This is a genomic window from Hydrogenophaga sp. (assembly GCF_025699295.1).
In the GTDB taxonomy this organism is placed as follows: domain Bacteria; phylum Pseudomonadota; class Gammaproteobacteria; order Burkholderiales; family Burkholderiaceae_C; genus Hydrogenophaga.
The window spans coordinates 84,884-110,996 of sequence record NZ_JAILWB010000010.1 but is presented as its reverse complement, the minus strand read 5'-3'; the positions used below and the strand labels follow the sequence as shown (position 1 = coordinate 110,996).

Sequence of the window (26,113 nt, the reverse complement as noted above, 5' to 3'; positions counted from 1 at the left end):
ACCATGATCCGAGACACCCACTCACTGAATGCCCTCATCGCAGACATCCGCAGCTTCGTGCGCGAGCGCTGGCACCCGCTGGAGGACCAGATCGACCGCACCGGTGAAATACCCGAAGAGCTGGTCGATGAACTGCGGCGAAAAGGCTACTTCGGCTGGAGCATTCCTGAAGCCTATGGTGGCCTGGGTCTCACGGCGGAAGAGCTCGTGCTCTGCGCCATGGAGCTGTCCCAGGCTTCCGTGGCGCTGCGCGCCCGGGTGGGCACCAACACCGGCATCGGCTCCGAGGCCCTGGTGGCCGACGGCACGGAAGAACAGAAGAGTCGGTGGCTCCCGCGCATGGCGCGCGGAGAACTCACGGGCTGCCTGGCGCTCACGGAGCCCGACGCCGGGTCCGAGGCCACCAACATCCAGACCACCGCGCGTCGCGAGGGCGAGCACTTCGTCCTCAATGGCACCAAGCGCTTCATCACCAATGCGCCGCTGGCCGATGTGTTCACCGTGATCGCCCGCACGCAGGACGGTACGCGCGGCAACAACGGCCTCACGGCCTTCTTCGTGGAGAGGGGTGAGGGCCTGCGCACCGGGGCGCCCTACCGCAAGATGGGCCAGGCGGGCTCGCCGGTTTCCGACGTGCATTTCGAGGACTGCCGCGTGCCGGCCAGTCACATCATTGGCGGACGCGAGGGCGTGGGCTTCCAGACCGTGATGAAGGTGCTGAACAAGCAGCGCATGCACCTGGCGGCGCTGTGCACCGGGCCTGCCATCCGCATGCTGGACCTGGCCATGGCGCATGCCAGCCAGCGCCAGCAGTTCGGCCAGGCCGTCTCCAGTTTCCAGCTGGTGCAGGGGATGATCGCCGACTGCCGCACGGAAATCTATGCCGCGCGCTCGATGATCCTGGACGCCGCGCGCGCGCGCGACCGCGGGGAAGACGTCGCGCTCACCGCGTCAATGTGCAAGTACTTCGCGTCGGAGATGTGCGGCCGCGTGGCGGACCGCTGCGTGCAGATGTTCGGAGGTTCGGGCTACATCGCCGATTTCAGCCCGATCGAGCGCTACTACCGCGACGTGCGGCTGTTCCGTCTGTACGAGGGCACCAGCCAGATTCACCAGCTGAACATCGCCAAACTGGCGCTGCGCGAACGGGCAGGGGCGGCGCAATGAATCTGCTGGACGTGGAGCGCGACCCGGCCATCGCTGATCTGCGCCGGCGCACTCGGGACTTCGTGGATCGGCACGCCATCGCGCTGGAGGACCGCGCGCAGGTGCACAACCCCGAGGCCATGGACGCCGCGCTGGCGGTTCTGCGGCCGGTGGCGCAGGCGCAGCGTCTGTACCTGCCACAGCTGCCGCGAGAGCACGGGGGTCTGGGGCTGACATGGGTGCAGCGCGCCGTGGTGCTGGAGGAGGCCGGGCGCAGCCACCTGGGCCCCGGCGCCATGAACTGCGCCGCGCCGGACCAGCCGAACATGATCAGCCTGTTGAGCCAGGGCACTGCCGCGCAACAACGCCGGTACCTGGAGCCGCTGGCCGCAGGCCAGATCCGTTCCTGCTTTGCCATGACCGAGCCCGCGCCCGGTGCGGGCTCGGACCCTTCCATGCTGCAGACCCGGGCCGTGCGAACGCCTGGCGGATGGACGATTGCGGGCCACAAGTGGTTCATCACGGGTGCGGTGGGTGCGAGGTTCGCGATCGTGCTGGCGCAGACGGACGAAGGTCCCACGCAATTCATCGTCGAGACCTCCCACCCTGGCTTCAGGCTCGTGCGGTCCATTCCGGCTATCGACCCTTATGCCATCGGTGGCCATGGCGAGATCCTGTTCGAGCACTGCGAGGTCGCGCACGACGCCGTGCTGGGCGAGGTCGGCAAGGGCTTCGTCTATGCACAGCAGCGCCTGGAGCCGGCGCGCCTGTCGCATTGCATGCGCCTGACCGGGCGCGCGCGCCGCGCCCTGGAGCTGGCGCAGGACTACGTGAAGCAGCGCCACTCGTTCGGCCAGCGTCTGGCCGACCTGCAGCAGGTGCAGGCCATGGTGGCCGACTGCCACATGAAGTTGCATGCTTGCCGCCTGATGACGCTGGATTGCGCGGCACGCATGGACGCTGGCCTGTCGGTGAAGACCGAATCGGCCATGACCAAGGTGTTCGTGTCCGAAGCGCTGTATCAGGTGGCCGACAGCGCCGCGCAACTGATGGGCGCGCTGGGCATGTCCGAAGACGCCCCTGTGGCACTCATCCTGCGCGAACTGCGACCGTTCCGCATTTACGACGGCGCTTCCGAGCTGCACCGCGCCACGCTCGGACGCCGGCTTCTTCAATCCACCCCAGGAGACAACCCATGAAACTTTTCCCAACCCTGCGCCGCGGCGCACTCGCGCTGATGATCGGTCTGTGTTCCACCGCGGCACTCGCGGAATACCCCGATCGGGTCGTCAGGATCGTCGTGCCCTTCGCCGCCGCCGGCAGCACCGACCTCGTGACGCGTGCGCTGGCGGTGGAGCTGGGTGCTGCGCTGGGCCAGAACATCGTGGTCGAGAACAAGCCGGGCGCCGGCAGCCTGATTGGCTCGGAGCTTGTCGCCAAGTCCGATCCCGACGGCTACACCATCCTGATGGCCGGCCTCACCAACGTGTTCCTGCCCCATGTGCACAAGGAGCTCAAGTGGCATCCGCTGGACGACTTCGTCGGCGTCGGCCTGGTGGCCGATCTGCCCAACGTGATCGCCGTCAACGCCAGAACGCCTTACAAGTCGCTGGACGAACTGGTGGCCGCTGATCGCGCCAAACCCGGCTCCATGATCTTTGGCTCCGCTGGCGTGGCCACGCCATCGCACCTGGTGTGCGAAATGATCAACCACCAGGTCAAGATCAAGTTGCAGCACGTGCCCTACAAGGGCAATGCGCCTGCGGTGAACGACCTGATGGCGGGCCACATCCCGGTGATGTGCAACAACCTGGGCGGAACGCTGCCCTACATGCAGAGTGGCCAGATCCGCATCCTCGCGCAGACCGGCAAGACGCGTTCGGCCGCCGCCGCTGACGTGCCCACCTTTGCCGAACTGGGCCTGCCCGGGCTGGACGCCGGCCTCTGGATGGGCCTGGTCGCGCCCAAGGGGACACCGCAGGCCGTCGTCAACAAGCTCAACGCGGCGCTGACGAAGGCGCTGGCTTCGCCCGCGCTCAGGGAGAAGCTGGGCCGACTGGGTGCGTCCACGCTCAACCCCAGCCTGGCCGCGTTCGACGAGCGCGTGAAGGCCGACCGCAAAGTCTGGGACCCGGTGCTCAAGACCCTGGACCTTAAGACACAGTGACAGCATGAACACACAAGGCTATCCGCTGCAGGGCGTGCGCATCCTGGACATGGCCACGGTGCTGGCCGCGCCGTTTTCCGCCACGCTGTGCGGCGACATGGGCGCCGAGGTGGTGAAGCTGGAGCTGCCCCAGGGCAACGACGCGCTGCGCGGGCTGGCGCCGGTGCACGAAGGGCATGCGTTGTTCTGGAAGACGGCCAACCGGGGCAAGCAGGGCATCTCGCTCGACGTGCGCCAGGCTGGGGGACGCGAGCTGTTCCTCAAGCTGATCGAGGGCTTCGACGTGCTGGTGGAGAACTTCCGCACCGGCACGCTGGACAACTGGGGGCTGGACCTGCCGACCCTGCACCGGTGCAATCCGCGGCTGATCGTGCTGCGGCTCACGGGCTTCGGCCAGACCGGGCCCTCCGCGCGCAAGCCTGGCTTTGCGCGCATCTTCGAAGCCATGAGCGGCTTTGCCCACCTGAGCGGCGAGGCCGATGGCCCGCCGCAGCACATGAACTATCCGCTGGGCGACGCCATCGCGGGCCTGTTCGGTGCGTTCGCCATCGCCACCGCGCTGGCCGAGCGCAATGCGAAGCCGCTGCAAGAGCAGAAGGGCGTGGAAATCGACCTGTCCGCCACCGAAGCCCTGTTGCGGTTGCTGGACCCGCTGGCCGCCGAGTACCGGTTCTCCGGCGTGGCGCGCGAAAGAACCGGCTCGCGCGCCGGGTACACGGCGCCCTCGAACGTGTACCAGACGGCCGACGGCGCATGGATCACCCTGGTGGGGTCTTCGGACCCGATCTTCGTGCGCCTGTGTCAGGCCATGGGGCGGCCCGAGCTCGCCTGCGACCCGCGCTTTCACACCAACGTGGAGCGCACGCGCCACCTGGCCGCCATCGACGACATCCTGGCCGCCTGGTGTGCCAGCGAATCACTGGCCTCGCTGTCCGGCCGGCTCGACGCCGCCGACGTGCCCTTCAGCAAGATCTACTCCATCGCCGACGCCGTGCAGGATCCCCACTTCCAGGCGCGTGGTGCGTTCATCGAGCTGCCGGACCCCGAACTGGGTTCGATCCCCGCGCCCGCCGTGGTGCCGCGCTTCGTGGGCCGCGTGGCGCCGCAGCCCTGCATCGGGCCCGCCACCGGGCAGGACAACGCGGCGGTGTATGGCCGGCTCGGCGTGGATGTGGCGGAACTTGAGGAATTGCGGGCCGCGCGGGTCGTGTGAATCACCCCGCCGCGGCCGCCTTCACCGCGCGATCTGCGGGTGCCTTGCAAACAGGTCCGCGACCCATTCCACGAAGGCGCGCACCTTGGCGCTGAGGTGCCGGTTCGGCGGGTACACCACGTACAGCGGGATCGTCTCGCACTTCCAGTCGGGCAGCACCCGCACCAGTTCGCCGCGTTCGATCAGCGGCAGGGCCGTGAACGTGGCCATCTGCGCGACGCCCAGGCCGGCCAGCGCGGCGGCGGTCATGGCGTTGCTCTCGTTCACCGAAAGCCGGTAGCGGCCAGCGACTTCCACGGTCTGGCCGTCCTTCTCGAACACGTTCGGGAACGGGCGCCCGTTGCGGGTGGAGAAGTAGTTCACCATCGTGTGCCCGCTCTCCAGCTGCTCCGGGTGGGTGGGCGTGCCGTGCGCCTGGACGTAGGCCGGCGAGGCCACGGCCACCAGTGCCACGTTGGCAACGCGCCGGGCCACGAGCGACTGGTCCAGCAGTTCACCCCCTCGGATCACGCAGTCCACGTTGTCGGCGATGAGGTCCACCGAGCGGTCGGTCACGCCCAGGTCGAGCTGGATGTCGGGGAAGCGGCGGTAGAAGTCGCTCAGCGCGGGGATGATGATCTCGCGCGCCACCGAGGTGCCCACGTCCACCCGCAGGCGCCCGCTGGGGCTGGCCTGCGCGTTGGTCATGCTGGCTTCGATGTCGTCCAGGTCGTTGAGCACGCGCACCGTGCGCTCGTAGTAGGCCGCGCCATCGGGCGTGACGGTCACGCGCCGCGTGGTGCGGTTGAGCAGCTTGACCTTCAGGCGCGACTCCAGGTGCTGCACCAGCTTGGTCACTGTGCCCTTGGGCAGATCCAGCGACTCCGCCGCCTTGGTGAAGGTACCGGCCTCCACCACCCGCGCAAATACACGTATCGACTGAATCTGGTCCATTCCCTCTGCCCTTGATGTGCTGCTTTGTGGGCGGATTGTTCATGCAATGGAAACAGACAATGGGTTGCAGGTGGCTTTATCCGCAAAGAAGGTATGCCTATAGTCCAGTCCATGGTTTCAACTACCGCCACCTCCATCCCGTTGGCGCCGACGCAGACGCTGTCGGTACCGGGCACGCCCGCGCTGGAACTGCGCGTCTGGGGCAGGAAGCCGCGCGGCCATGCGGTGCCGCTGGTGCTGCACTTCCACGGTGGCGCCTTCGTCTCGGGCGACCTGGACAGCGGCGCCTGCCTGGCCGAGCTGCTGGCCCGTTCGGGCGCGGTGGTGGCCTCGCTGGCGTATCCGCTGGCGCCCGCGCACCGCTTCCCGGATGCGGTGGAGGCCGGTTACACGGCGCTGGAGTGGCTGTACAAGCAGCGCACCCGCCTCGCCGGCAAGGACGCACCCCTGTTCGTGGCGGGGGAGGAAGCCGGCGGCAACATCGCCGCGGCGGTGGCGATGATGGTGCGCGACCGCGCCCACCCGCCACTGGCCGGCCAGATCCTGGTCGCGCCCATGCTGGACCCGTGCAACGCCACCGCTTCGCTGCGCCAGACCATGGGCAAGGCCACGTGCTGCAAATGGATGGACGGCTGGCAGCAGTACCTGCGCGGCCCGATGGACGCCGAACACCCCTACGCGGTGCCGTGCCGCGCGCAGCGCCTCGCAGGCCTGCCGCCCACGCTGATCCTGACCGGCGATGACGACCCGATGCGCGACGAGGCGCTGGCCTATGCCGAGCGGCTGCGCGAAGCCGGCATTGCCGTGCACGGCGGCGTGCTGCAGCCGGCCACCGGCTGGCCCGACTCGCTGAGCGAGTCGCCCGTTGAGGCCTGTCCGTGCGCTGGCGAAGTGCGCGAACACCTGCGCGCCTTCTACCAGGCCGCGACGCCCCCGCCGCCGTCCTGACGGCCTCCCCCTTTCCCCTCCACCCCTGAAATGCCCACCCCGGTCACCCACCGGGGGCGGCCCCGTTCGCCCTCAAAAAGGAAAAACCATGTCCCGACTGCCCACTTCCAAGCGCCGCATCTGGTGGCCCACCGCCGCCGCACTCGCCGCCATCACCGTTGCGGTGATCGTGCTCGCACAGGAATCCACCCCCGCGCAGGCCAGCGCCGCGCCCGCCGCGCCACCGCCCATGCCGGTGTCCGTGGCCACCGTGACTGAGAGCGACATCGCCGCCTGGGACGAGTTCTCGGGTCGGCTCGAGGCGGTCGAGCGCGTGGACATCCGTTCGCGCGTCGCGGGCGTGGTGCAGGCCACGCATTTCCGCGAAGGCTCGCTGGTGCGCAAGGGCCAGTTGCTGATCTCGATCGACCCCGCCCCGTATGAAGCCGAGGTGGCGCGCGCCCAGGCGCAGACCACCGCGGCGCAGGCGCGCGTGACCCACGCCCGCAACGAGCAGGCCCGTGCCCGCCGGCTCTGGGAAGACAAGGCCATTGCCCAGCGCGAGCTGGACGACCGCGAGAGCGCCCTGCGCGAAGCCGAGGCCAACCTCCAGGCCGCGCAGGCCCAGCTGCAGAGCAGCCGCCTGAGCCTGGGCTACACGCAGGTGCGGGCACCGGTGGCCGGGCGCATCGGCCAGCTGGAGGTGACGGTGGGCAACCTGATCGCCGCCGGGCCGGGCGCCCCCGTGCTCGCCACGCTGGTGTCGGTCAGCCCGATCTACGCCAGCTTCGACGCCGACGAAAAAACCGTGACCGGCGCGCTCAAGGGTCTGGCGGGTGATGGCGCGCGCCTGGCGGTCGAACGCATCCCGGTGCAGATGGGCACCTCCGCCACGAGCGACACGCCCTACACCGGCCACCTGCAACTGATCGACAACCAGGTCGATCCGCGCAGCGGCACGGTGCGCGTGCGCGCCGTGTTCGACAACAAGGACGGCAGCCTCATCCCCGGGCAGTTCGCGCGCATCCGCATGGGCCAGCCGCAGACAGCGCGCACCCTGCTGGTGAGCGAACGCGCCGTCGGCACCGACCAGGACAAGAAGTACGTGCTGGTGGTGGGCGAGGGCGACAAGACCGAGTACCGCGCCGTCACGCTGGGTGCCTCGGTCGACGGCCTGCGCACCGTGCTCAGCGGCCTGCAGCCGGGCGAACGCATCGTCGTCAACGGCCTGCAGCGCGTGCGCCCCGGCGACGTGGTGCAGCCCCAGATCGTGCCCATGAGTGCACGCGCCACCACACCGGCCAGCCCGGTGACCGTGGCCGGCTCCTGATCTCCGCGAATGAAACAAGTCGCGAATGAAAAGAACACCATGAATCTCTCGAAATTCTTCATCGACCGGCCGATCTTCGCGGGCGTGCTCTCGCTGCTGATCCTGATCGCCGGCCTGGTCGCCCTGCGCGGCCTGCCCATCTCCGAATACCCCGAGGTGGTGCCACCCTCGGTGGTGGTGCGCGCCCAGTACCCGGGCGCCAACCCCAAGGTCATCGCAGAAACCGTGGCCACGCCGCTGGAGGAATCCATCAACGGCGTCGAAGGCATGCTCTACATGGGCAGCCAGGCCACCACCGACGGCGTGATGACGCTCACCGTCACCTTCAAGCTCGGCACCGACCCGGACAAGGCCCAGCAACTGGTGCAGAACCGCGTCTCGCAGGCCGAGCCGCGCCTGCCGGAAGAGGTGCGCCGACTGGGCGTGACCACTGTCAAGAGCTCGCCCGACATCACGATGGTGGTGCACCTGGTTTCGCCCAACGACCGCTACGACATCAACTACCTGCGCAACTACGCGGTGCTCAACGTCAAGGACCGGCTCGCGCGCATCGAAGGCGTGGGCCAGGTGCAGGTCTTCGGCGGTGGCGACTATTCCATGCGCGTCTGGCTGGACCCGCAGAAGGTCGCGCAGCGCGGCCTCTCGGCCGGCGACGTGGTCGCCGCCATCCGCGGCCAGAACGTGCAGGCGGCCGCCGGCGTGGTGGGCGCATCGCCCGGCCTGCCCGGCGTGGACCTGCAGCTCTCCGTCAACACGCAGGGCCGCCTGCAGACCGAAGAAGAGTTCGGCGACATCATCGTCAAGACCGGCACCGACGGCGCCATCACCCGGCTGCGCGACATCGCCCGGCTGGAGATGGGCGCGGCCGACTATTCGCTGCGTTCGCTGCTGAACAACCAGCCCGCCGTGGGCATGGGCGTGTTCCAGGCGCCGGGCTCCAACGCGCTGGCAATCTCGGCCCAGGTGCGCGCCACCATGGCCGAGCTGCAGCAGCACATGCCCGAGGGCGTGGAATACCGCATCGCCTACGACCCCACGCAGTTCGTGCGCGCCTCCATCGACTCGGTCATCACCACGCTGCTCGAGGCCATCGCGCTGGTGGTACTGGTGGTGATCCTGTTCCTGCAGACCTGGCGCGCGTCCATCATTCCGCTGCTGGCGGTGCCGGTCTCGGTGGTGGGCACCTTCGCGGTGCTGCACCTGCTGGGCTTTTCCATCAACGCGCTGTCGCTGTTCGGCCTGGTGCTGGCCATCGGCATCGTGGTGGACGACGCCATCGTCGTGGTGGAGAACGTGGAACGCAACATCGAGGCGGGGCTGAGCCCGCGCGAGGCCACCTACCGCGCGATGAAGGAGGTCTCGGGTCCCATCATCGCCATCGCCCTGGTGCTGGTGGCGGTGTTCGTGCCGCTGGCTTTCATCAGCGGCCTCACAGGCCAGTTCTACAAGCAGTTCGCGGTGACGATCGCGATCAGCACGGTCATCTCGGCCATCAACTCGCTCACGCTGTCACCCGCGCTGGCGGCCCTGCTGCTGAAAGGCCATGACCAACCCAAGGACGCGCTCACGCGCGGCATGGACCGCGTCTTCGGCGGCTTCTTCCGCGCCTTCAACCGCTTCTTCCACCGCGGCGCCGAGGCCTACAGCGGCGGCGTGCGCCGCGTTGTGGGCCGCAAGGCGCTGATGATGCTGCTCTACGTCGCGCTCGCGGCGCTCACGGTCGGCCTGTTCAAGGCGGTGCCCAGCGGCTTCGTGCCCGCGCAGGACAAGCAGTACCTGATCGGCTTCGCGCAGCTGCCCGACGGCGCCACGCTGGACCGCACCGAGGAGGTGATCCAGCGCATGGGCGAGATCACCAAACGCAACCCCAACGTGGAAGACGCCATCGCCTTCCCCGGCCTGTCCATCAACGGCTTCACCAACAGCTCCAACGCGGGCATCGTGTTCGCCACGCTCAAGCCCTTTGCCGAACGCAGGAACGCCGACCAGAGCGGCGGCGCGGTGGCGGGCCAGCTGAACCAGGCCTATGGCGAGATCCAGGACGCCTTCGTGGTGATGTTCCCGCCACCACCGGTGGCGGGCCTGGGCACCACGGGCGGCTTCAAGCTGCAGCTGGAGGACAAGGCATCGCTGGGCTACGACGCCATGGACGCGGCGGTGAAGGCCTTCATGGCCAAGGCCTACCAGACGCCCGAGCTGGCCGGCATGTTCACCAGCTGGCAGGTCAACGTGCCGCAGCTCTACGCCGACATCGACCGCACCAAGGCGCGCCAGCTTGGCGTGCCGGTGACGGAGATCTTCGACACCATGCAGATCTACCTGGGCAGCCTGTACGTGAACGACTTCAACCGCTTCGGCCGCACCTACAGCGTGCGCGCCCAGGCCGACGCGCCCTACCGCGCGCGCGCCGAAGACGTGGGCCTGCTCAAGGTGCGTTCGAACACGGGCGAGATGGTGCCGCTGTCGGCGCTGATGAAGGTCAACTCCAGCTTCGGCCCCGAACGCGCCATGCGCTACAACGGCTACCTCACGGCCGACATCAACGGCGGCCCCGCGCCGGGCTTTTCGTCCGGCCAGGCGCAGGACGCGATCGAACGCATCGCCGCCGAAACGCTGCCCTCGGGCATCGGCTTCGAATGGACCGAGCTCACCTATCAGGAGATCCTGGCCGGCAACTCGGCCATGTGGGTGTTCCCGCTGGCCATCCTGCTGGTGTTCCTGGTGCTGGCCGCGCAGTACGAAAGCCTCACGCTGCCGCTGTCCATCATCCTGATCGTGCCCATGGGCCTGCTCGCGGCCATGACGGGCGTGTGGCTCGACGGCGGCGACAACAACGTGTTCACGCAGATCGGGCTGATGGTGCTGGTGGGGCTGTCGGCGAAGAACGCGATCCTGATCGTGGAGTTCGCGCGCGAGCTGGAATTTGCCGGCAGGTCGCCCGTGCAGGCCGCCATCGAAGCCAGCCGCCTGCGCCTGCGCCCCATCCTCATGACCTCGCTGGCGTTCGTCATGGGTGTGCTGCCGCTGGTGCTGGCCACCGGCGCGGGCGCCGAGATGCGTTCGGCCATGGGCGTGGCCGTGTTCGCCGGAATGATCGGCGTGACCGCCTTCGGCCTGTTCCTCACGCCGGTGTTCTACGTGCTGCTGCGCCACCTCACGGGCAACCGGCCGCTGCGCCAGCACGGCGAGATTCCCCACTTCGAAGGCTTTGCGGGCGGTGGTGGCGGCAGCGCCCGCGCCGTGCCCGCGGCCCCGCTGACCCATTGAAAGACATTGCCATGAACAAGCTCAACCGACTGCTGCCGCTTGCCGCCGCCCTGGTGCTGGCCGGCTGCGCCACCGCGCTGCCCCCGCTGCCGGGCGGGGTGGACACACCGCCGCAATTCAAGGAACAGCCCCGCCAGAACGAGCACTGGATCGTTGCCCAACCTGCCGAGGCACAGAGCCGCGGCACCTGGTGGAAGGCGTTCAACGACCCCGTGCTCGACGACCTGGCCGAGCGCGCGGGCGCGCACAACACCAGCATCCAGGAAGCGGCCGCCCGCCTGGCGCAGGCGCGCTCGCTGGTGCGCGGCGCCCAGGCCGACCGCGCGCCGCAGATCGGCGTGGGGGCTGGCGCATCGCGCGGCGCCGGTGCCAACACCGCCAGCGGCGCCACACCGGCCACGCTGCTGCAGGCCGGCGTGAACCTGTCCTACGAGGTGGACCTGTTCGGGCGGCTGGCGCGCGTGCGCGACGCGGCCGAACTCGACGCGCATTCGCGCGAAGCCCTGTTGCAAAGCACGCGCCTGCTGGTGCAGGCCGAGGTGGCCCAGACCTACCTGGCCCTGCGCGCCGCGGACAACGAGCGCGCGCTGGTGCAGGACACCGCCACCGCCTACGCCGACACCCTGCGGCTCACGCAGCGCCGCTTCGAGGCGGGCGACGTGGCCGAGCTCGACGTGATCCGCATCCAGACCGAACTGGCCGCCACCGAGGCCGAGGTGTTCGCGCTCAGCCGCAGCCGCGCCGAGCTGGAACACGCGCTGGCCGTGCTGGTGGGCGAACCGGCCTCGGGCTTCACGCTCGCGCCAGCCACGGGCCCGCGCGCGCTGCCGGTGATTCCGGCCGGCGTGCCGGGCACGGTGCTCGCGCGCCGGCCCGACGTGGCCGCCGCCCAGGCCGCGCTGCTGGCCGCGCAGGCCCGCGTGGGCGTGGCCCAGGCCGCGTGGTTCCCCAGCGTGTCGCTCACGACGGCCGCGGGCTATGCGTCGCCCGACATCGGCGACCTGTTCCGGTGGTCCGCCCGCGCCTGGGGCGTGGGCGCGCTGATGTCCCTGCCGCTGTTCGACGGTGGCCGCCGCGAGGCCGGCGTGCAGGGCGCGCAGGCGCAGCTGGACGCCGCCGCCGCCAGCTACCGGGGCCAGGTGCTGAACGCCTTCCGCGAAGTGGAGGACCAGCTCTCCGCATTGCGGCTGCTGCAGGACCAGTCGTTGGCCCAGGGCCGCGCGGTGAGCGCGGCGCAGCGTGCCAGCGCGATCTCTGAAACGCGCTACCGCAACGGCCTGGTGAGCCAGCTCGAACTGCTGGACGCACGCCGCAACGAACTGTTGAACCGCCGCCAGGTGCAGCGCGTGGAAGCCGCGCAGCAACAGGCCACGGTGCGGCTCATCCGCGCGATCGGCGGCAGCTGGGACGCGCCAGCGGCCTGACGCAACAGCACGACCGCCCTGTGCAATCACAGGTCCGGAACTGGCGCGACAGCGCGCCATCCGCCGCGCAGACTGCAGGCTCTTTCAATCACTGGAGCAGTTTGCATGAAGAGTCTGTCGAACAAGGTCGCCATCGTCACGGGGGCGAGTTCCGGCATCGGCCGCGCCACGGCCCTCCTGATGGCCAGCGAGGGCGCGCGGCTCGTCGTGTCCGCGCGCCGCGGTGAGGAACTTGACGCGCTGGTCGGCGAGATCGAACGCCTGGGCGGACAAGCCCGGGCCGTGGCGGGCGACATTGGCGACGAAGAGCTTGCCCGGCGGCTGGTGGACGTGGCCGTCACCGAATTTGGCGGCCTGGACATCGCCTTCAACAACGCGGGCATGGTCGGAAAGACCGGCGCCATTGGCGACATCGGTCTCGACGATTGGCACGAGGTGCTGGACACCAACCTTACCAGCGCCTTCCTGGGCGCCAAGCACCAGGTGCCGGCCATGATCGAGCGTGGTGGCGGCTCGCTGATCTTCACCTCATCTTTTGTGGGCCACACCGCCGGCATGCCCGAGATGTCGGCCTATGCCGCGAGCAAGGCAGGGCAGATCGGCCTCGTGAAAGCGCTGGCCACCGAGCTGGGCAGCAAGGGCATCCGCGTCAACGCAGTGCTGCCCGGCGGCACCGACACCCCCGCCAGCATCACCAACGCCCCCGGCGCAACGCCCCAGGTGCTGGCCTTTGTGGAAGGGCTGCACGCACTCAAGCGCATGGCCACTCCCGAGGAGATCGCGCAGGCCGTGCTCTTCCTCGCGTCCAGCGCGTCCAGCTTCGTGACCGGAACCGCCTTCCAGGTGGACGGTGGTGTGTCGATCAACAGAACCTGAGCATGCGCCCGCTGAGCCCGCCGCGACGCGCCCCCTGGGCCGGCGCGGCGACAATCCAGCGCCATGGCCATCGCAATCAATTCCGACGAAGTGCTCACCCCGCCCGTGGCGTCCGCCACCGTCATGGTGACGAGAGACGGGCCCGATGGCCTGGAGGTGCTGCTGGTGCGCCGGCACGGCAACTCGGGCGTGCTGGGTGGCGTGCACGTGTTTCCCGGCGGCAAGCTCGACGCCGCCGACCGCCTGGCCGAACCCGCCGCGCTGGACCGCCCCGCGGCGGACTGCCTGCACCACCTCGGCGAGCCGGACCTGGATGCACCCACCGCGCTCGGCCTGCACGTGGCCGCCCTGCGCGAAACGTTTGAAGAATGCGGCCTGCTGCTCGGCCACGCCCACCAGCACGGGCTGGCCGACCGCGTGCGCGAAGCCACCGCCGCCGGTATGCCGTTCGCGGCGGCGCTGCCCGCGCTCGGCCTGGTGCTGAACACGGCCTGCGTCGTGCCCTGGTCGCGCTGGGTCACGCCGCGTGTGCCCTCCGTCACCAACAAGCGCTTCGACACGCGCTTCTTCGTCGCGGTGGCACCCACTGGCCAGGTGGTGGCGCACTGCGAACGCGAAGCCACCGAAGCAGTGTGGCTGGCACCACGCGTGGGCCTGCAGCGCTACTGGGCCGGCGAGATCGACCTGGCACCGCCCCAGATCATGAGCCTGTGCCAGCTCGCCCGCCTGGCCGACGTGGCCCAGGTGCTGGCCACCGCCCGCAGCCGCCCCCCCGCACTGATCGCCCCCGAACCCTTCGACGAAGAAGGCCGCCGCGTGATCTGCTACCCCGGCGACCCCCGGCACAGCATCGCCCAGCGCGTGTGGGACGGCCCCACACGGCTGGTGCACCGCAACCAGCGGTTTGAGCCGGATGGGGGGATTGAGGCGTTGTTGGGGTGAGTGGGGAGGTGTTGGTTTGGCGGGCTCAGACTGAACGTAGGCACTCGTGTTCGGCAACTTGATGGTAGCGACGACCCCCTACCGGTCATTGGCCGACATTTTCTCGAAGTGAATGCCTTCGGCCGCTTACCGGTGGGCGAGTACCAGAGAACGTGCCCGCCAAGCTTTTAACTTCTGGTGCCGCAAAAGTTAGAAGAGGCTTCAAAAACGTGATCTCTGATTAGGATGGAGATTGGGGGTTAGAAAATTTCGGCCAAATATTGCTTCGCGCAAGGTTCCGCTTGCACAGAGTATCTGGTATGTTTTCGAGGCCATTGAGATCTCCAAGATAGATCATATACGACGGAGATCGAAGGAATGAAAATAGCCGAACATAGGCAAGAATCGGGCATCGGCCATTCTCCCATATTGTGCAAAAATCAACATCATTTAAATGATCAATCTTTGAGCGATCTTGCTTGCCTCCAACAAAATATGATTGATCGCCTTCCCCGTATAGAATGTATCTTGCCAATTTTTCACACCTGAAATTCTTATCAATGACTCTTATGTATTCTCCATAAGCAATTTTTGCCATTAATCTTGACCAAGCATCGCTATTAATCTTTGTTGGTTTCGACCAATATCCAGACAGCGAGGGGTGTTGCGTATTAGATATCGATACGACTGAAGCGGCAAGAGCATCATGCTCTGCTGACTTAACATCGTTAAATATGCCTCTAGGCAGATAGGTAAACTGAGGAAACAAGCCAAATCGAAAAGTGTTCTGGATGGGCGCATTGATCACCTCCCCAGAGTCATTGCTTAGTTGGACGCTTCCATTCCATCGATTTTTCTTGCGGACCCGTCTGCTGGGTGCTCCCACAGCTTGTCTAAAATTATCCAATGTCCCGCGACAAACGGAAAGTTCTATACGAGATGTTATTTCTGCGCACTGTTTGCAGCTTCCATTGCGGATAACCCATTGCCCCCACAATGAAAACGGGATTGTGTGTTCGTTGGTCAAATTTGCCGTTGATCCGCAGTAGATGCACTGCTTTACATGAATATTGCCCCGCCGTACCGTAGTGCGTAACGTGAAGGTTCTAAACGGTGGCTTCAGATTGCTCAGATTTTGCGTCATGATTAAGTCTTTTTAATTGGAGACGTTTTCCACAGTGCATCGAACAGAGGCCCAAGGAGCGTACCATCCCCAGCCGGAAAATGTGAGCATAATGTCCTGCACCGTCTGTGGTAACCGCAGGCCCTGCGGTCTAATCTACGTTAGTAACTAGGGGTATATATGTCGCTACCGAACGTGTACAGCATGAGCTACGGGCAACTGGGCGACTTCCTAGCAAAGATCCAGGACGGCCAAGCACCTGCCAACTTTTCTCAGCAGCACTTAAAGGACATCGGGTTCGGTTCGTCAAATCATCGCGCCTACATCCCCCTCCTCAAAGCAATTGGGTTCTTGACCCCGAGTGGAGCGCCTACAGAGCGCTATCACTTATATCGAGACAAGTCACAGGCGCGGGCGGTACTAGGTGCGGCACTAAAAGATGCATACAGCGACCTGTTTGTTATCAAGGCGAATCCGACAGAAAGGGATCGCGATCTGATTCAAGGCAAGTTTAAGAGCGCTCACAACGCAAGTGATCGCGTGGCGGAGCTTATGGCGAAGACCTTTTTCGGCCTGCTAAAGCAGGCAGACATAGACCATGAGCCACTGAAGCAGAAGAGCGCAGTTGGTCAGGAGGAAAGTCCCACGCCAGTAGCCCCCGTGCCCGCGACCCAACCCGCAGCGCACGTCAAGGCACCAGGCCTTCACTACAATATTCAGATCCATCTGCCCGCAACGAAGGACGTCGAAGTGTACAACGCGATCTTTAAATCGCTAAAGGAGCACCTCATTGGTTGATTTGAACAAAGATCTGCGAGATTTCCTTTTCCGCGGCCTTATGTTCGAGTCAGAGGCTGCACAGTTCCAGAGCGCCGGCATTCAGATTGGTGCAAACGATGCTGCCTCGGAAGAAGCGCTCTTGCAAGAGGTGTTAGCCCCATTTGGGGTTGCGCGCCGAAATGAAGCCCTCGAAATGTCGCGTCTTTACGCGCTCTTGTACTGCTTCGAGAATGAGGTACGCAGCCTGATCCGAGAAACCCTAGAAGAGAAAGAGGGTGCAGATTGGTGGGGCAAACTTCCCAATAAGGTGAAACAATCCGCTGAATCCCGCCGCACAACAGCCCTGAAAGATTCTTGGCTAGAGGGGCAAAAAAAAGATCCGTTAGGATTTGTCGACTTTGGTATGCTGGCCGTGATCATTACCGAGAAATGGGAATGTTTCTCTCCGATTATTCCCTCGCAGCATTGGTTGAAGCAACGAATGGATGAGTTGGAAAAGGCTCGAAACTTCATCGCTCACAATCGTATGCTGTTGCCTAGTGAGTTCCAGCGAATTTACATGTACATCGCGGACTGGAATAAGGTCGTTGGCCTTTGATTGTCAGCTTTCGACCAAGCCGGCGCCGCTTCTTGGTGCGGCTTGACTCAGGAGTTGAGCAACTGCTTTATCCCACCACTTGCAGCTCCAAGCCAACACGGGCAGTTCAGGACTGGAAACGCGCCGTCCGAGATTGTTTCAACTCAGCTTTTCGCCCATGGCGAAGATGGATAGACCAGTGGCATCGCCGTCCCGCGGACCATCAACCGCAAGATCACCAGCCGGCAGTCTGAGCTCGTTGCCGCCCACTGCACCGCAACCGCCTCCACCTCCACCTTGAACCCGAAGTGCAGGGGTCCCGTCGGCACCACCGCCCGCGCGGGGCGCGATGCCCCGGCCCATTCGCTGTAGATGCGGTCGAACAGGGGCCACTGGCACATGTCGTCCAGGTAGATGCGAGCCTGTACCAGTCGATCGACACCCGAACCCGAAGCCAGCAAGGCGGCCTTCACGTTCGCGAGAACCTGGGCGGCCTGGATCTCGAAGGGTGCGTCGACCAAGCGCTCGCCTTAGGGGTGATGAGCAGCTGGCCTGAGATGAACACCAGCCCGACCACCGGCCGGAACTCGTTTCCCCGAACATCGTCGAAACTATTGCGCTTTCACACTCGCACAACTTTTCCCTCAGGAGCCTCCCCATGCGTGCAGCTGTTGCTTGTTGCCTGGCCAGTCTGCTCGTTGTGTTGACGGCCTGCAGCGCTTACGCCCCGCCTGCCGACTCCATGGGAAAGAGCGGCGATCAGATCGTTTCGCAGATGGGGCCGCCCGAGACGCGGCGCACCCTGGACGGGGGTGGCACGCGGCTGGAGTTTCCCCGCGGGCCTGCCGGTGTGCACACCTGGTTTGTGACCCTGGATGCGGCGGGGCGTGTGGTGCGGTCGGAACAGGTGCTGACCGAGCGCAACTTTCTCCAGGTCAACCCCGGCATGCCCCAGGACGAAGTGCGGTACCTGCTGGGTCGCCCGGGCGAGGTGAGTGTGCTGGGTCGCTCCCGTGGTGTGGTCTGGAGCTATCGCTACGAGAACTCGTCCTGTCTGTGGTTTCAGGTCGAGATAGCGCAAGACCGCACGGTGCGTTCGGCCGGTTACGGCGAGCCGCCGGAATGCCGCGGGCCAGACGCCTCTGCGTTCGAGTGATGGTGTGGCCCCGCCTCGGCGGCGGCGCAGCCAAGAGGTGATCTACCGGCAGCCGAAGCGGTAGACCGTGGTGGCCCGGTACGGCCGCCCGGGCGCCACGACGTTCTGCGGCAGGGCCGGGCAGTTGGGCGCGTTCGGAAACCACTGGGGCTCCAGGCACACCGCTGCGCGCGGGTGGTGGCGCACGCCGCGCTTGCCCACGTCGGGCTTGTCACCCGCGCCCAGCTGGCCGGCGGTGTAGACCTGCAGCAGGGGTTCGGTGGTCCACACCTCCAGCGTGCGGCCGCTGGCTTCGCTGTGCAGGCGGGCGCACAGGCGCGCGGTGTCGGTGGCGGTATTGCTGGCGATGGGGCCCAGCGGATAGCTCAGGTCGATGTCGGGCAGATCGGCCAGGCGCCGGGGCTGGCGCAGGTCGTGCACGTGGCCGTCCAGCGGCACGGTGGCGCCGGTGGCGATGCCGTCGGCCCCGGTGGCCAGCACGCGCTGTGCGCCGGGCACCTGCAGCACGTGGCGGTGAATGGTCGATCCCTCGCCCACGCCGTCGAGGTTGAAGTAGATGTGGCTGGTGAAGCTGGCCGGCCCGGGTTCGTCCAGCGCGGTGGCGGTGTGTTCGATCACCAGCGCGTTGTCGTTGTCCAGCCGGTAGCTCAACGCCAGCGCCAGCGTACCCGGGAAACGGTCTTCGTCGCTGCGGAAGATGTGGCGCAGCTGCAATGTGTGGGCATCGGTCTGCGTGGCGTCGAACACGCGGTGGCGCGCGCCGCGCGGGCCGCCGTGGATGCAGTGCGGGCCGGCGTTGGCGTCCAGCAGATGTTCGCGCCCGTCCTGCGTGAAGCGAGCGCCGCCGATGCGCCCCGCGTAGCGGCCGACGAAGGCGCCCATGGACGGCGAGCCACCTGCCACGCCGGCCAGGTCGTCGTAGCCCAGGGCCACGTCGTCCAGCGTGCCGTCGCGATCGGGCACCACGATCTGCAGCACCTTGGCGCCGAGGTTGGTGATGGCCACCACCATGCCGCGCGCATTGCGCAGCAGGAAGAGGGCGGTGGGGCGGTTGTCCACCACGCCTTCGAAGCGGGCGGGGTCGAGCAGGTGGGGAAAGGGGTTGGGCGGGCTCATGCCCTTCATTGTGGGCCGAGCGCGCGGATCAGTTGCCCGAGCTGCTCCACCTCGGCGGGTTTGAGGTCGGTCAGTGGCGCGCGCACCGGGCCCGCGCCGTGGCCCACCAGTTGCGCGCCGGCTTTCACGATGCTCACCGCATAGCCGGCGCCCTTGTTGCGGATGTCCAGGTAGGGCATGAAGAAGGTCTTGAGCAGCCGGTGCTGCGTGGCGTGGTCGTCGGTGCGCACGGCCTCGTAGAAGTCCATGGCGGTTTTCGGGATGAAGTTGAACACCGCCGACGAATACACCGGCGTGCCCAGCGCCTTGTAGGCGGCGGCGTACACCTCGGCCGTGGGCAGGCCGCCCAGATAGGCGAAGCGTTCGCCCATCTTCAGGTAGATCGACATCATCAGCTCGATGTCGCCCACACCGTCCTTGAAGCCGATCAGGTTGGGGCAGCGCTCCGCCAGTTTCGCGAGCGACTCGGGCGAGAGCCTGCAGACGTTGCGGTTGTAGACGATCACGCCGAACCGCACGCTCTTGCAGACCTGTTCGACGTGCGCGATCAGGCCGTCCTGGCTGGCTTCGGTCAGGTAATGCGGCAGCAGCAGCAAGCCTTGCGCGCCCAGACGCTCGGCTTCCTGCGCGTGCGCGATGGCGTTGCGCGTGGGGCCGCCGGCGCCGGCAATGATGGGCACCTTGCCGCGACAGGTGTCCACCGCCGTCTTGACGACCTGGCCGTACTCGGCGCCCGAGAGCGAGAAGTACTCGCCCGTGCCGCCGGCGGCAAACAGCGCGCTCGCGCCGTAGGGGGCGAGCCACTCCAGCCGCTCGGCATAGCCCCGGGCGTTGAAGTCGCCCTGTGCGTCGAAGTCCGTCAGCGGGAACGACAGCAGGCCCCGGGACATGGTGGATTTGAGATCCTGGGGATTCACGGAAAGTCCTCTGTTTGCTTGAAGGAAATCAGTCGAGCTTGATGTTGGCCGCGGCCACCACGGCGCCCCAGCGCTTGCGTTCGCGCTCGAAGAAGGCGTCCTGCTCGGCGGGCTGCATGGTCACGACCTCGGCGCCCTGGCCGGTCAGGCGGGCGCGCACGTCGGGGCTGCGGATGACCTTGATGAGTTCGGCGTTCAGGCGCGCGACGATGGCCGCCGGCGTGCCGCGTGGCACCACCACACCCTGCCAGGTGCCGGATTCGAAATCGGTCACGCCCTGTTCGGACAGTGTCGGCACTTCGCCCACCAGCGGCATGCGCGTCTTCTTGGAGATGCCCAGCACCTTGAGGCGGCCGTTCTGCACGCTGGGCAGCGTGGCCAGCATGCCGTTCATGATCACCTGCGTCTGGCCGGCAATGGTGTCGGCCACGGCCTGCGCGCCGCCCTTGTAGGGCACGTAGATCCATTTGGCGCCGGTGGCGCGCTCCACGGCCACGCCGGCCACGTGCGGGGCGCTGCCCACGGCCGTGACCGCGAAGTTGATGTCGCTGGTCTTGGACAGGGCCACCAGTTCCTTGAGGTTGTTGGCCTTGACCGAGGGGTGCACGGCCAGCATGTGCGGCGAGTAGGCGAGCATGGTCACGCCGCGCAGGTCCTTGCTGGGGTCGAACGAGAGCCTGGTGTAGACCGAAGGGCTGATCGCCAGCGCGCCCACGTCACACAGGAGCAGCGTGTGGCCATCGGGCGCGGACTTGGCCACCAGGTCGGCACCCAGGTTGCCGTTGGCGCCGGCGCGGTTTTCCACCACCACGGTCTGGCCCAGGTTCTCGGAGAGCTGCTGGCTGATGGAGCGCGCGATGATGTCCGAAGAGCCGCCCGGCGGGTAGGGCACGACGATCTTGATCAGCTTGTTCGGGAAGCTGCCTTGCCCGTAGGCCGGCAGGCCCACGGTGGCGGCGGCGGCGGAGGCCGCGATGAGCTGTCGGCGGTTCAATGGCATGGTGAGTTCCTTGAGGGGTTTTTTCGAGAGAAATGCAGCAGCAACGATCAGAAGCGCGGCTGCTGGCCGGTGAACGTGGGGTCGTACTTGCGCATCTGCGCCAGGTCATCGCGATGGCGGATGCCGCAGTGCAGGTAGTTGTCGTGCAGGCGGGCCAGCGCGTCGCGGTCGAGCGTGACGCCCAGGCCCGGCGTGGTGGGCACGCGCAGGCTGCCGCGCTCGAAGCGCAGGCGCCCGCCGGCGATCACCTCGTCGTCCTGCCAGGGGTAGTGCGTGTCGCAGGCATACGAGAGGTGCGGCACCGAGGCGGCCAGGTGGGTCATGGCCGTCAGGCTCACGCCCAGGTGCGAGTTGGAATGCATCGACAGGCCCAGGCCGAAGGTCTGGCACATCAGCGACAGGCGCTGCGTGGCGCGCAGGCCGCCCCAGTAGTGGTGGTCACTCAGCACGATCTTCACCGGGCAGCCCATCTCGGCATTGCGGCGGAATTCGGCCAGGTCGGTCACCACCATGTTGGTGGCCAGCGGCACCTCGCAGGCGCGGGCCACGGCGGCCATGCCGTCCAGCCCGGGGGCCGGGTCCTCGTAGTACTCGAGCACGCCGCGCAGCTGTTCGACGATGGCGAGGCTGGTGGCCACGCTCCAGTTGCCGTTGGGGTCGATGCGCAGCGGCGCGCCGGGAAAGGCCTGCGCCAGCGCCAGCAGCGCGGCGGCTTCCTGCGCCGGCGGCAGGGCGCCGGCCTTGAGCTTGATGCTCTGGAAGCCGTATTCGCCGATCATGCGCCGCGCCTGCGCCACCAGCTGTTCGGGCGTCAGCGCCTCGCCCCAGGGGTCGGGGGCGTAGGGTTTGTCGATGTGTTCGGCGTACTTGAAAAACAGGTAGGCCGAGAACGGCACGCTCGCGCGCGCGGCGCCGCCCAGCAGGTCCACCACCGGCGCGCCGGCCATCTGGCCCTGCAGGTCAAGCATGGCGACCTCGAACGCGCTGATCACCTTGGCCATCGTCTTGGAGACATGCGTGCCCGGTGCCAGCGACACCTGCTGGCCCAGGAATTCCGAGGCGGTCTGTGCGGGTGGCGTGACGAGCGCTGCCACGCGGGTTTCCATGTCGTTGAGAGCCCAGGGCGAGAGCCCGGCGAGCGCGGGCGCTGCCCTGGCGAGCGATTCGAGCATGGGCAGGTCGCCATAGCTCTCGTTGATGCCCACCAGGCCGCTGTCGGTCTCGATCTCGATGATGGAGCGCAGGGCCCAGGGTTCGTGGATGCCGGCGGCGTTGAGCAGCGGCGGGTCGCGAAACGCGATCGGCGTGACGCGGACGTGGCGGATGGCGTGCGAGCTCACTTCAGGCTTCTCTGGCGGTGCGGATCAAGGAAGGTGCGGGCGCGCGTTCCAGGGCTTCCGTGGAACCGGCTTTGCCGGGCCACAGGGAGCGTCCCCCTCTCAGGGGGACGACGCGAAGCGGCGCAGGGGGTGTCATAGAACCGCTTGCGGCAGCCACAGCGAGAGGGCGGGCAGGTAAGTCACGGCCATGAGCACGCCGAGCAGCGCGACGTAGAACGGCAGCAGCGACCGCACCACCGTCTCCATCGGCAGCTTGGCGACCGCGCTGCCGACGAACAGCACGCCGCCCACCGGTGGCGTGATCAGCCCCATGCCGAGGTTGACCATCATGATCATGCCGAAGTGCACCGGGTCCACGCCGATGGCGGTGACCACCGGCAGCAGGATGGGCGTGAGGATCAGGATCAGCGGCGCCATGTCCATCAGCGTGCCCAGCGCCAGCAGCATCACGTTGATCATCATCAGGATCACGTAGCGGTTGTCCGAGAGCGTGGTGAACGCAGTGGTGATCTGCAGCGGGATCTGCATCAGCGTCATGATGTAGCCGAAGCCCGCGGCGAAGGCGATGAGGATCATCACGATGGCCAACGTCTTGACCGTGCGGTGCACCAGCTTCGGGATCTCGCGCCACTTGTAGTCGCGGTAGACGAACATGGTCACGCCGAAGGCCCAGAGCACGGCCACCGAGGCCGACTCGGTGGCGGTGAACACGCCCGAGAGGATGCCGCCGAGGATGATCACCATGGTCATCAGACCCCAGAGCGCGTCGGCGCAGATGCGCAGCGCCTGGCGCAGCGGGATCACCTCGCCCTTGGGGTAGTTCTTGCGTTTGGCGATCACCAGGCACATCACGGCCAGCGTGGCGCCCAGCAACAGACCGGGCAGCACGCCGGCGAGGAACAGCGCGGCGATCGACACCGAACCACCGGCCGCGAGCGAGTAGATCACCGCGTTGTGGCTGGGCGGAATCAGGATCGCCTGCACCGAGCCACTGACCGTCACCGCGGTGGCGAATTCGCGCGGGTAGCCCTTTTTCTCCATCTCGGGAATCAGCACCGTGCCGACCGAGGCGGTGTCGGCCATGGACGAGCCCGAGATCGCGCCGAAGAAGGTGGAGGCCAGGATGTTCACCAGCGACAGGCCACCGCGGATGAAGCCGACCAGCACGTTGGCGAAGGCCACCAGCCGGCGCGCCATGCCGCCCTCGGCCATGATGGCGCCGGCCAGCACGAAGAAGGGAATGGCCAGCAGCGAGAACTTGTTGACGCCGCTGCTGATGGCGATCATCACCGCGTCGAGCGGGATGTCGATCCACCAGGCGCCGATGAGGGCCGAGAGGCCCAGGGCGTAGGCCACGGGCGTGCCGATGAGCATCAGCACGAAGAAGCTGCCGAGCAGGATGAACGCGTCCATCAGGCGGCCCCTTCCTGCGCGTCGTCCAGCAGGTCGTAGCGCACCACGCGGCGCTGGCTCTGGTCACCGCCGAGCAGGAACTCCAGCACGAACAGCAGCGTGATGAAGCCACCCAGGGGCACGGGCACGTAGGTCAGGCCCACGGGCAGCCAGGGCAGTTCGGGAATGGACTGGCCCCAGGTGCCCATGCACAGCCTGGTGCCGTAGAACACCATGAACACGCTGACCAGCAGCATCAGGATGTTCACGGCAAAGGCCAGCATGCCGCGCGCCGCCGTGGGCAGGCGCTCGGTGAGCATGACCACCGCAATATGGGCCCCGGCGCGGTAGCTCGCCGCCGCGCCGAGGAAGGTGAAGACCACCATGAGCAGGATCGAGATCGGCTCGGGCCATTGCGAACCCGTTCCGAGCACGTAGCGCGTGAAGATGCCCCAGGGGATGATGAGCGACATCAGGAAGACGCAGGTTCCGGCCACCCAGATGCAGGCCAGGTAGACGGCGTCGAGCGCGCGGTGGATCGTTTCTGCCATGGTGGTGAGTGGTGTGGTCGCTTTACTTGACGGCGTCGATGCGCTTCATCAGGTCCGACAATTGCGCGCCGTACTTGGCGCGCACCGGAGCGGTGGCGTCGTAGAAGGGCTTCTGGTCGACGGTGATGAACTCCACGCCCGCGGCCTTGAGCTTGGCGCTGTACTCCTCCACGCTCTTGTCCCACAGCGCGCGCTGCTCCATCTGCGCCTCGCGCGAGAGCTTCTTCACCAGCGCCTGGTCGGCCGCGTTGAGCTTGTCCCAGGTGACCTTGGACATCACGAAGATCTCGGGAATGATCAGGTGGTGGGTCTGCGCGTAGTACTTGGCCGGCGTGGTGTAGTGGTTGGCGGTGAAGTAGCTTGGCGGGTTGTTCTCCGCGCCGTCGATCACGCCGGTCTGCAGCGAGGTGAAGACCTCGCCATAAGCCATGGAGATGCCGTTGCCGCCCATGGCGTTCATGGTGTCCACGAAGAGCGGGTTGCCCATCATGCGGATCTTCTGGCCCTGCAGGTCGGCCGGGCTGCGCACCGGCTTCTTGGTGTACAGGCTGCGCGAGCCGCCGTCCATCCAGCCCAGAGCGACCAGGCGAGAGGAACTGCTGGTGACCTTGTTGAGCAGGTCGGCACCGACGTCGCCGTCGATCACCTTGCGCATGTGTGCCACGTCGCGGAACACGAAGGGCATGTTGAACACATTGACCTCGGGAACGATGGGTCCGATCACGCCCAGCGAGATGCGCGCGATCTGGATCGCGCCCAGCTGCGCCTGCTCCACGGCTTCCTTCTCCTGGCCGAGCACGGCGCCGGGGAACATCTGCAGCTTGATGCGCCCGCTGGTGGCGGCTTCGAGCTTCTTGCCCAGGCTCTCCATGGCGACCACGGTGGGGTAGCCGGCGGGGTGGGTGTCGTGGGCCTTGAGCACCATGTTCTGGGCGTGGGCGCTCAAGGGCAACAGGCTGGCCATGGCCAGGCTCAGGATCAGTCGGCGGGGGGTCTTCATGGTGTCTCCGTTGGGTGGGTGATGTGACGAGGTGAAGAAAATCCGCGCCGCCTCAGGGCACGCAGCGCGGCTCGTCCAGGCCCCTCACGCCTGGACGCAGTGCAAAGACGCCACCGGCCAGCGGCTGGTCGGACAGATCACCGCCGAGCCGGATGGAGGTGACGAACAGGGTGTCGAGCCCGCTGCCGCCGAAGGCGCACATGGCGGGTTTTTTCACGGGCACGGCCAGCGAGCGGTCGAGCCGGCCGTCGGGCATGAAGCGGTGCACCAGGCCGGCGTCGTTGCCGCAGATCCAGTAGCCGCCGTCTTCGTCGACGGCCGCGCCATCGGGCCGGCCGGGCAGGGGCTTCATGTCGGTGAACAGGCGGCGCTTGTGCGGCGTGCCGGTATCGGTGTCGTAGTCGAAGGCCCAGATGGCCTGCACGTCCGGGTGCGAGTCCGACAGGTACATGGTCTTGCCGTCCGGGCTGAAGGCCATGCCATTGGGTGTGATGAAACCGTCCAGCAGCACGCGGGGCTGCGCGCCGTCGAGCGCGTACAGACGCCCCGCCGGCGAGGCCAGCGACATGTCCATCACCATGCTGCCCGCGCGCAGCCGGCCCTGATGGTCGCAGCGGCCGTCGTTGAAGCGCATGCCCGGTTGCGGGTGCTGCACGGTGGACAAGGGTTCGTGGTCCAGCGTGCCGTCCTCGTTCGGCGTGAGCAGCGCCACGCCGGTTTCCATGGCCGCCACCCAGCGGCCGTGCGGCGTGGCCTCGCTGCCCGCGGCCAGCGCCACGCAGCCGGTCATCTCGGGCGTGGCCCACTGGCGCGCGCGACCGCCTGCGGCGCTCCAGCACCAGAGCGCGCGGCCCGGGATGTCGACCCAGAACAGGCACTGGCGCCGCGCGTCCCAGACCGGGCTCTCGCCCACGCCATTGCGCGCGTCGAGCACCAGTTCGGCGGTGGTCGTCATGG

The 26,113-nt window shown here is 66.9% G+C and carries 22 protein-coding genes and 1 pseudogene; 13 read left to right on the top strand and 10 right to left on the bottom strand.

What is annotated here, in order from left to right; all coding sequences use genetic code 11:
* Positions 1-3: 3 nt before the first annotated feature.
* Genes K5880_RS12290 through K5880_RS12275 form a run of 4 tightly spaced genes read left to right on the top strand, consistent with a single transcriptional unit; the run spans position 4 to position 4,526 of the window.
* Positions 4-1,167, top strand: coding sequence for an acyl-CoA dehydrogenase family protein (locus K5880_RS12290; RefSeq protein WP_297652372.1), 1,164 nt, complete (start codon positions 4-6; stop codon positions 1,165-1,167).
* Positions 1,164-2,345: an acyl-CoA dehydrogenase family protein gene (locus tag K5880_RS12285; protein WP_297652370.1), complete on the top strand. Its 1,182-nt coding sequence runs from the start codon at positions 1,164-1,166 to the stop codon at positions 2,343-2,345. Before K5880_RS12290 ends, K5880_RS12285 begins: the two co-directional genes overlap by 4 nt.
* Positions 2,342-3,313, top strand: a complete 972-nt coding sequence (locus K5880_RS12280) for a tripartite tricarboxylate transporter substrate binding protein (RefSeq protein ID WP_297652367.1) — start codon at positions 2,342-2,344, stop codon at positions 3,311-3,313. The genes K5880_RS12285 and K5880_RS12280 overlap by 4 nt, the downstream gene beginning before the upstream one ends.
* 4 nt (positions 3,314-3,317) lie before the next feature.
* Positions 3,318-4,526, top strand: a complete 1,209-nt coding sequence (locus K5880_RS12275; protein WP_297652363.1) for a CoA transferase — start codon at positions 3,318-3,320, stop codon at positions 4,524-4,526.
* 21 nt (positions 4,527-4,547) lie between these two features.
* Here K5880_RS12275 and K5880_RS12270 read toward each other — a convergent pair whose 3' ends face one another.
* Positions 4,548-5,459, bottom strand: a complete 912-nt coding sequence (locus K5880_RS12270) for a LysR family transcriptional regulator (RefSeq protein ID WP_297652360.1) — start codon at positions 5,457-5,459, stop codon at positions 4,548-4,550.
* Positions 5,460-5,570: 111 nt separating this feature from the next.
* On the opposite strand from K5880_RS12270, the gene K5880_RS12265 reads away from it, so the two are divergent.
* The 8 genes from K5880_RS12265 (at position 5,571) to K5880_RS12230 (ending at position 16,705) form a co-directional block, all read left to right on the top strand.
* A complete protein-coding gene (locus K5880_RS12265; protein ID WP_297652357.1) occupies positions 5,571-6,407 on the top strand; it encodes an alpha/beta hydrolase in 837 nt (278 codons plus the stop codon).
* An 88-nt stretch (positions 6,408-6,495) separates the two neighbouring features.
* Positions 6,496-7,716, top strand: coding sequence for an efflux RND transporter periplasmic adaptor subunit (locus K5880_RS12260; RefSeq protein WP_297652354.1), 1,221 nt, complete (start codon positions 6,496-6,498; stop codon positions 7,714-7,716).
* Positions 7,717-7,755: 39 nt separating this feature from the next.
* Positions 7,756-10,983: an efflux RND transporter permease subunit gene (locus K5880_RS12255; RefSeq protein WP_297652351.1), complete on the top strand. Its 3,228-nt coding sequence runs from the start codon at positions 7,756-7,758 to the stop codon at positions 10,981-10,983.
* Between the two features lie 11 nt (positions 10,984-10,994).
* Complete coding sequence (locus K5880_RS12250) at positions 10,995-12,407, top strand: efflux transporter outer membrane subunit (protein ID WP_297652348.1); 1,413 nt, start codon at positions 10,995-10,997, stop codon at positions 12,405-12,407.
* 105 nt (positions 12,408-12,512) lie between these two features.
* Complete coding sequence (locus K5880_RS12245) at positions 12,513-13,283, top strand: SDR family oxidoreductase (RefSeq protein WP_297652346.1); 771 nt, start codon at positions 12,513-12,515, stop codon at positions 13,281-13,283.
* Positions 13,284-13,346: 63 nt separating this feature from the next.
* Positions 13,347-14,225, top strand: a complete 879-nt coding sequence (locus tag K5880_RS12240; RefSeq protein WP_297652343.1) for an NUDIX hydrolase — start codon at positions 13,347-13,349, stop codon at positions 14,223-14,225.
* A 1,306-nt stretch (positions 14,226-15,531) separates the two neighbouring features.
* Positions 15,532-16,125 carry a DUF5343 domain-containing protein gene (locus K5880_RS12235; protein ID WP_297652341.1) on the top strand — a complete coding sequence of 198 codons (594 nt, stop codon included), beginning with the start codon at positions 15,532-15,534 and terminating at the stop codon, positions 16,123-16,125.
* A complete protein-coding gene (locus K5880_RS12230; RefSeq protein WP_297652339.1) occupies positions 16,118-16,705 on the top strand; it encodes a Swt1 family HEPN domain-containing protein in 588 nt (195 codons plus the stop codon). Before K5880_RS12235 ends, K5880_RS12230 begins: the two co-directional genes overlap by 8 nt.
* A gap of 143 nt (positions 16,706-16,848) precedes the next feature.
* On the opposite strand, the pseudogene K5880_RS12225 reads toward K5880_RS12230, so the two are convergent.
* Positions 16,849-17,255: pseudogene (locus tag K5880_RS12225) on the bottom strand (RidA family protein); the annotation flags it as partial.
* 87 nt (positions 17,256-17,342) lie between these two features.
* Here K5880_RS12225 and bamE point away from each other — a divergent pair.
* Entirely contained in the window at positions 17,343-17,840 is a 498-nt protein-coding gene (gene bamE, locus K5880_RS12220; protein WP_297652336.1) for an outer membrane protein assembly factor BamE, read from the top strand.
* Between the two features lie 42 nt (positions 17,841-17,882).
* Here bamE and K5880_RS12215 read toward each other — a convergent pair whose 3' ends face one another.
* The 8 genes from K5880_RS12215 to K5880_RS12180 form a co-directional block, all read right to left on the bottom strand.
* A complete protein-coding gene (locus tag K5880_RS12215) occupies positions 17,883-18,956 on the bottom strand; it encodes an aldose epimerase family protein (RefSeq protein ID WP_297652333.1) in 1,074 nt (357 codons plus the stop codon).
* Between the two features lie 5 nt (positions 18,957-18,961).
* Positions 18,962-19,873, bottom strand: a complete 912-nt coding sequence (kdgD, locus tag K5880_RS12210; protein ID WP_297652330.1) for a 5-dehydro-4-deoxyglucarate dehydratase — start codon at positions 19,871-19,873, stop codon at positions 18,962-18,964.
* A 28-nt stretch (positions 19,874-19,901) separates the two neighbouring features.
* Positions 19,902-20,873 carry a tripartite tricarboxylate transporter substrate binding protein gene (locus tag K5880_RS12205; RefSeq protein WP_297652326.1) on the bottom strand — a complete coding sequence of 324 codons (972 nt, stop codon included), beginning with the start codon at positions 20,871-20,873 and terminating at the stop codon, positions 19,902-19,904.
* 47 nt (positions 20,874-20,920) lie between these two features.
* Positions 20,921-22,213, bottom strand: coding sequence for a glucarate dehydratase family protein (locus K5880_RS12200; protein ID WP_297652322.1), 1,293 nt, complete (start codon positions 22,211-22,213; stop codon positions 20,921-20,923).
* Between the two features lie 132 nt (positions 22,214-22,345).
* Positions 22,346-23,626 (bottom strand): TRAP transporter large permease, encoded by a 1,281-nt coding sequence (locus tag K5880_RS12195; protein WP_297652319.1) that lies wholly within the window; start codon positions 23,624-23,626, stop codon positions 22,346-22,348.
* Entirely contained in the window at positions 23,626-24,156 is a 531-nt protein-coding gene (locus K5880_RS12190) for a TRAP transporter small permease (RefSeq protein WP_297652316.1), read from the bottom strand. The genes K5880_RS12195 and K5880_RS12190 overlap by 1 nt, the downstream gene beginning before the upstream one ends.
* 22 nt (positions 24,157-24,178) lie before the next feature.
* Positions 24,179-25,156 carry a TRAP transporter substrate-binding protein gene (locus K5880_RS12185; protein ID WP_297652313.1) on the bottom strand — a complete coding sequence of 326 codons (978 nt, stop codon included), beginning with the start codon at positions 25,154-25,156 and terminating at the stop codon, positions 24,179-24,181.
* 52 nt (positions 25,157-25,208) lie between these two features.
* Positions 25,209-26,111: an SMP-30/gluconolactonase/LRE family protein gene (locus K5880_RS12180; RefSeq protein ID WP_297652310.1), complete on the bottom strand. Its 903-nt coding sequence runs from the start codon at positions 26,109-26,111 to the stop codon at positions 25,209-25,211.
* Positions 26,112-26,113: the final 2 nt, after the last annotated feature.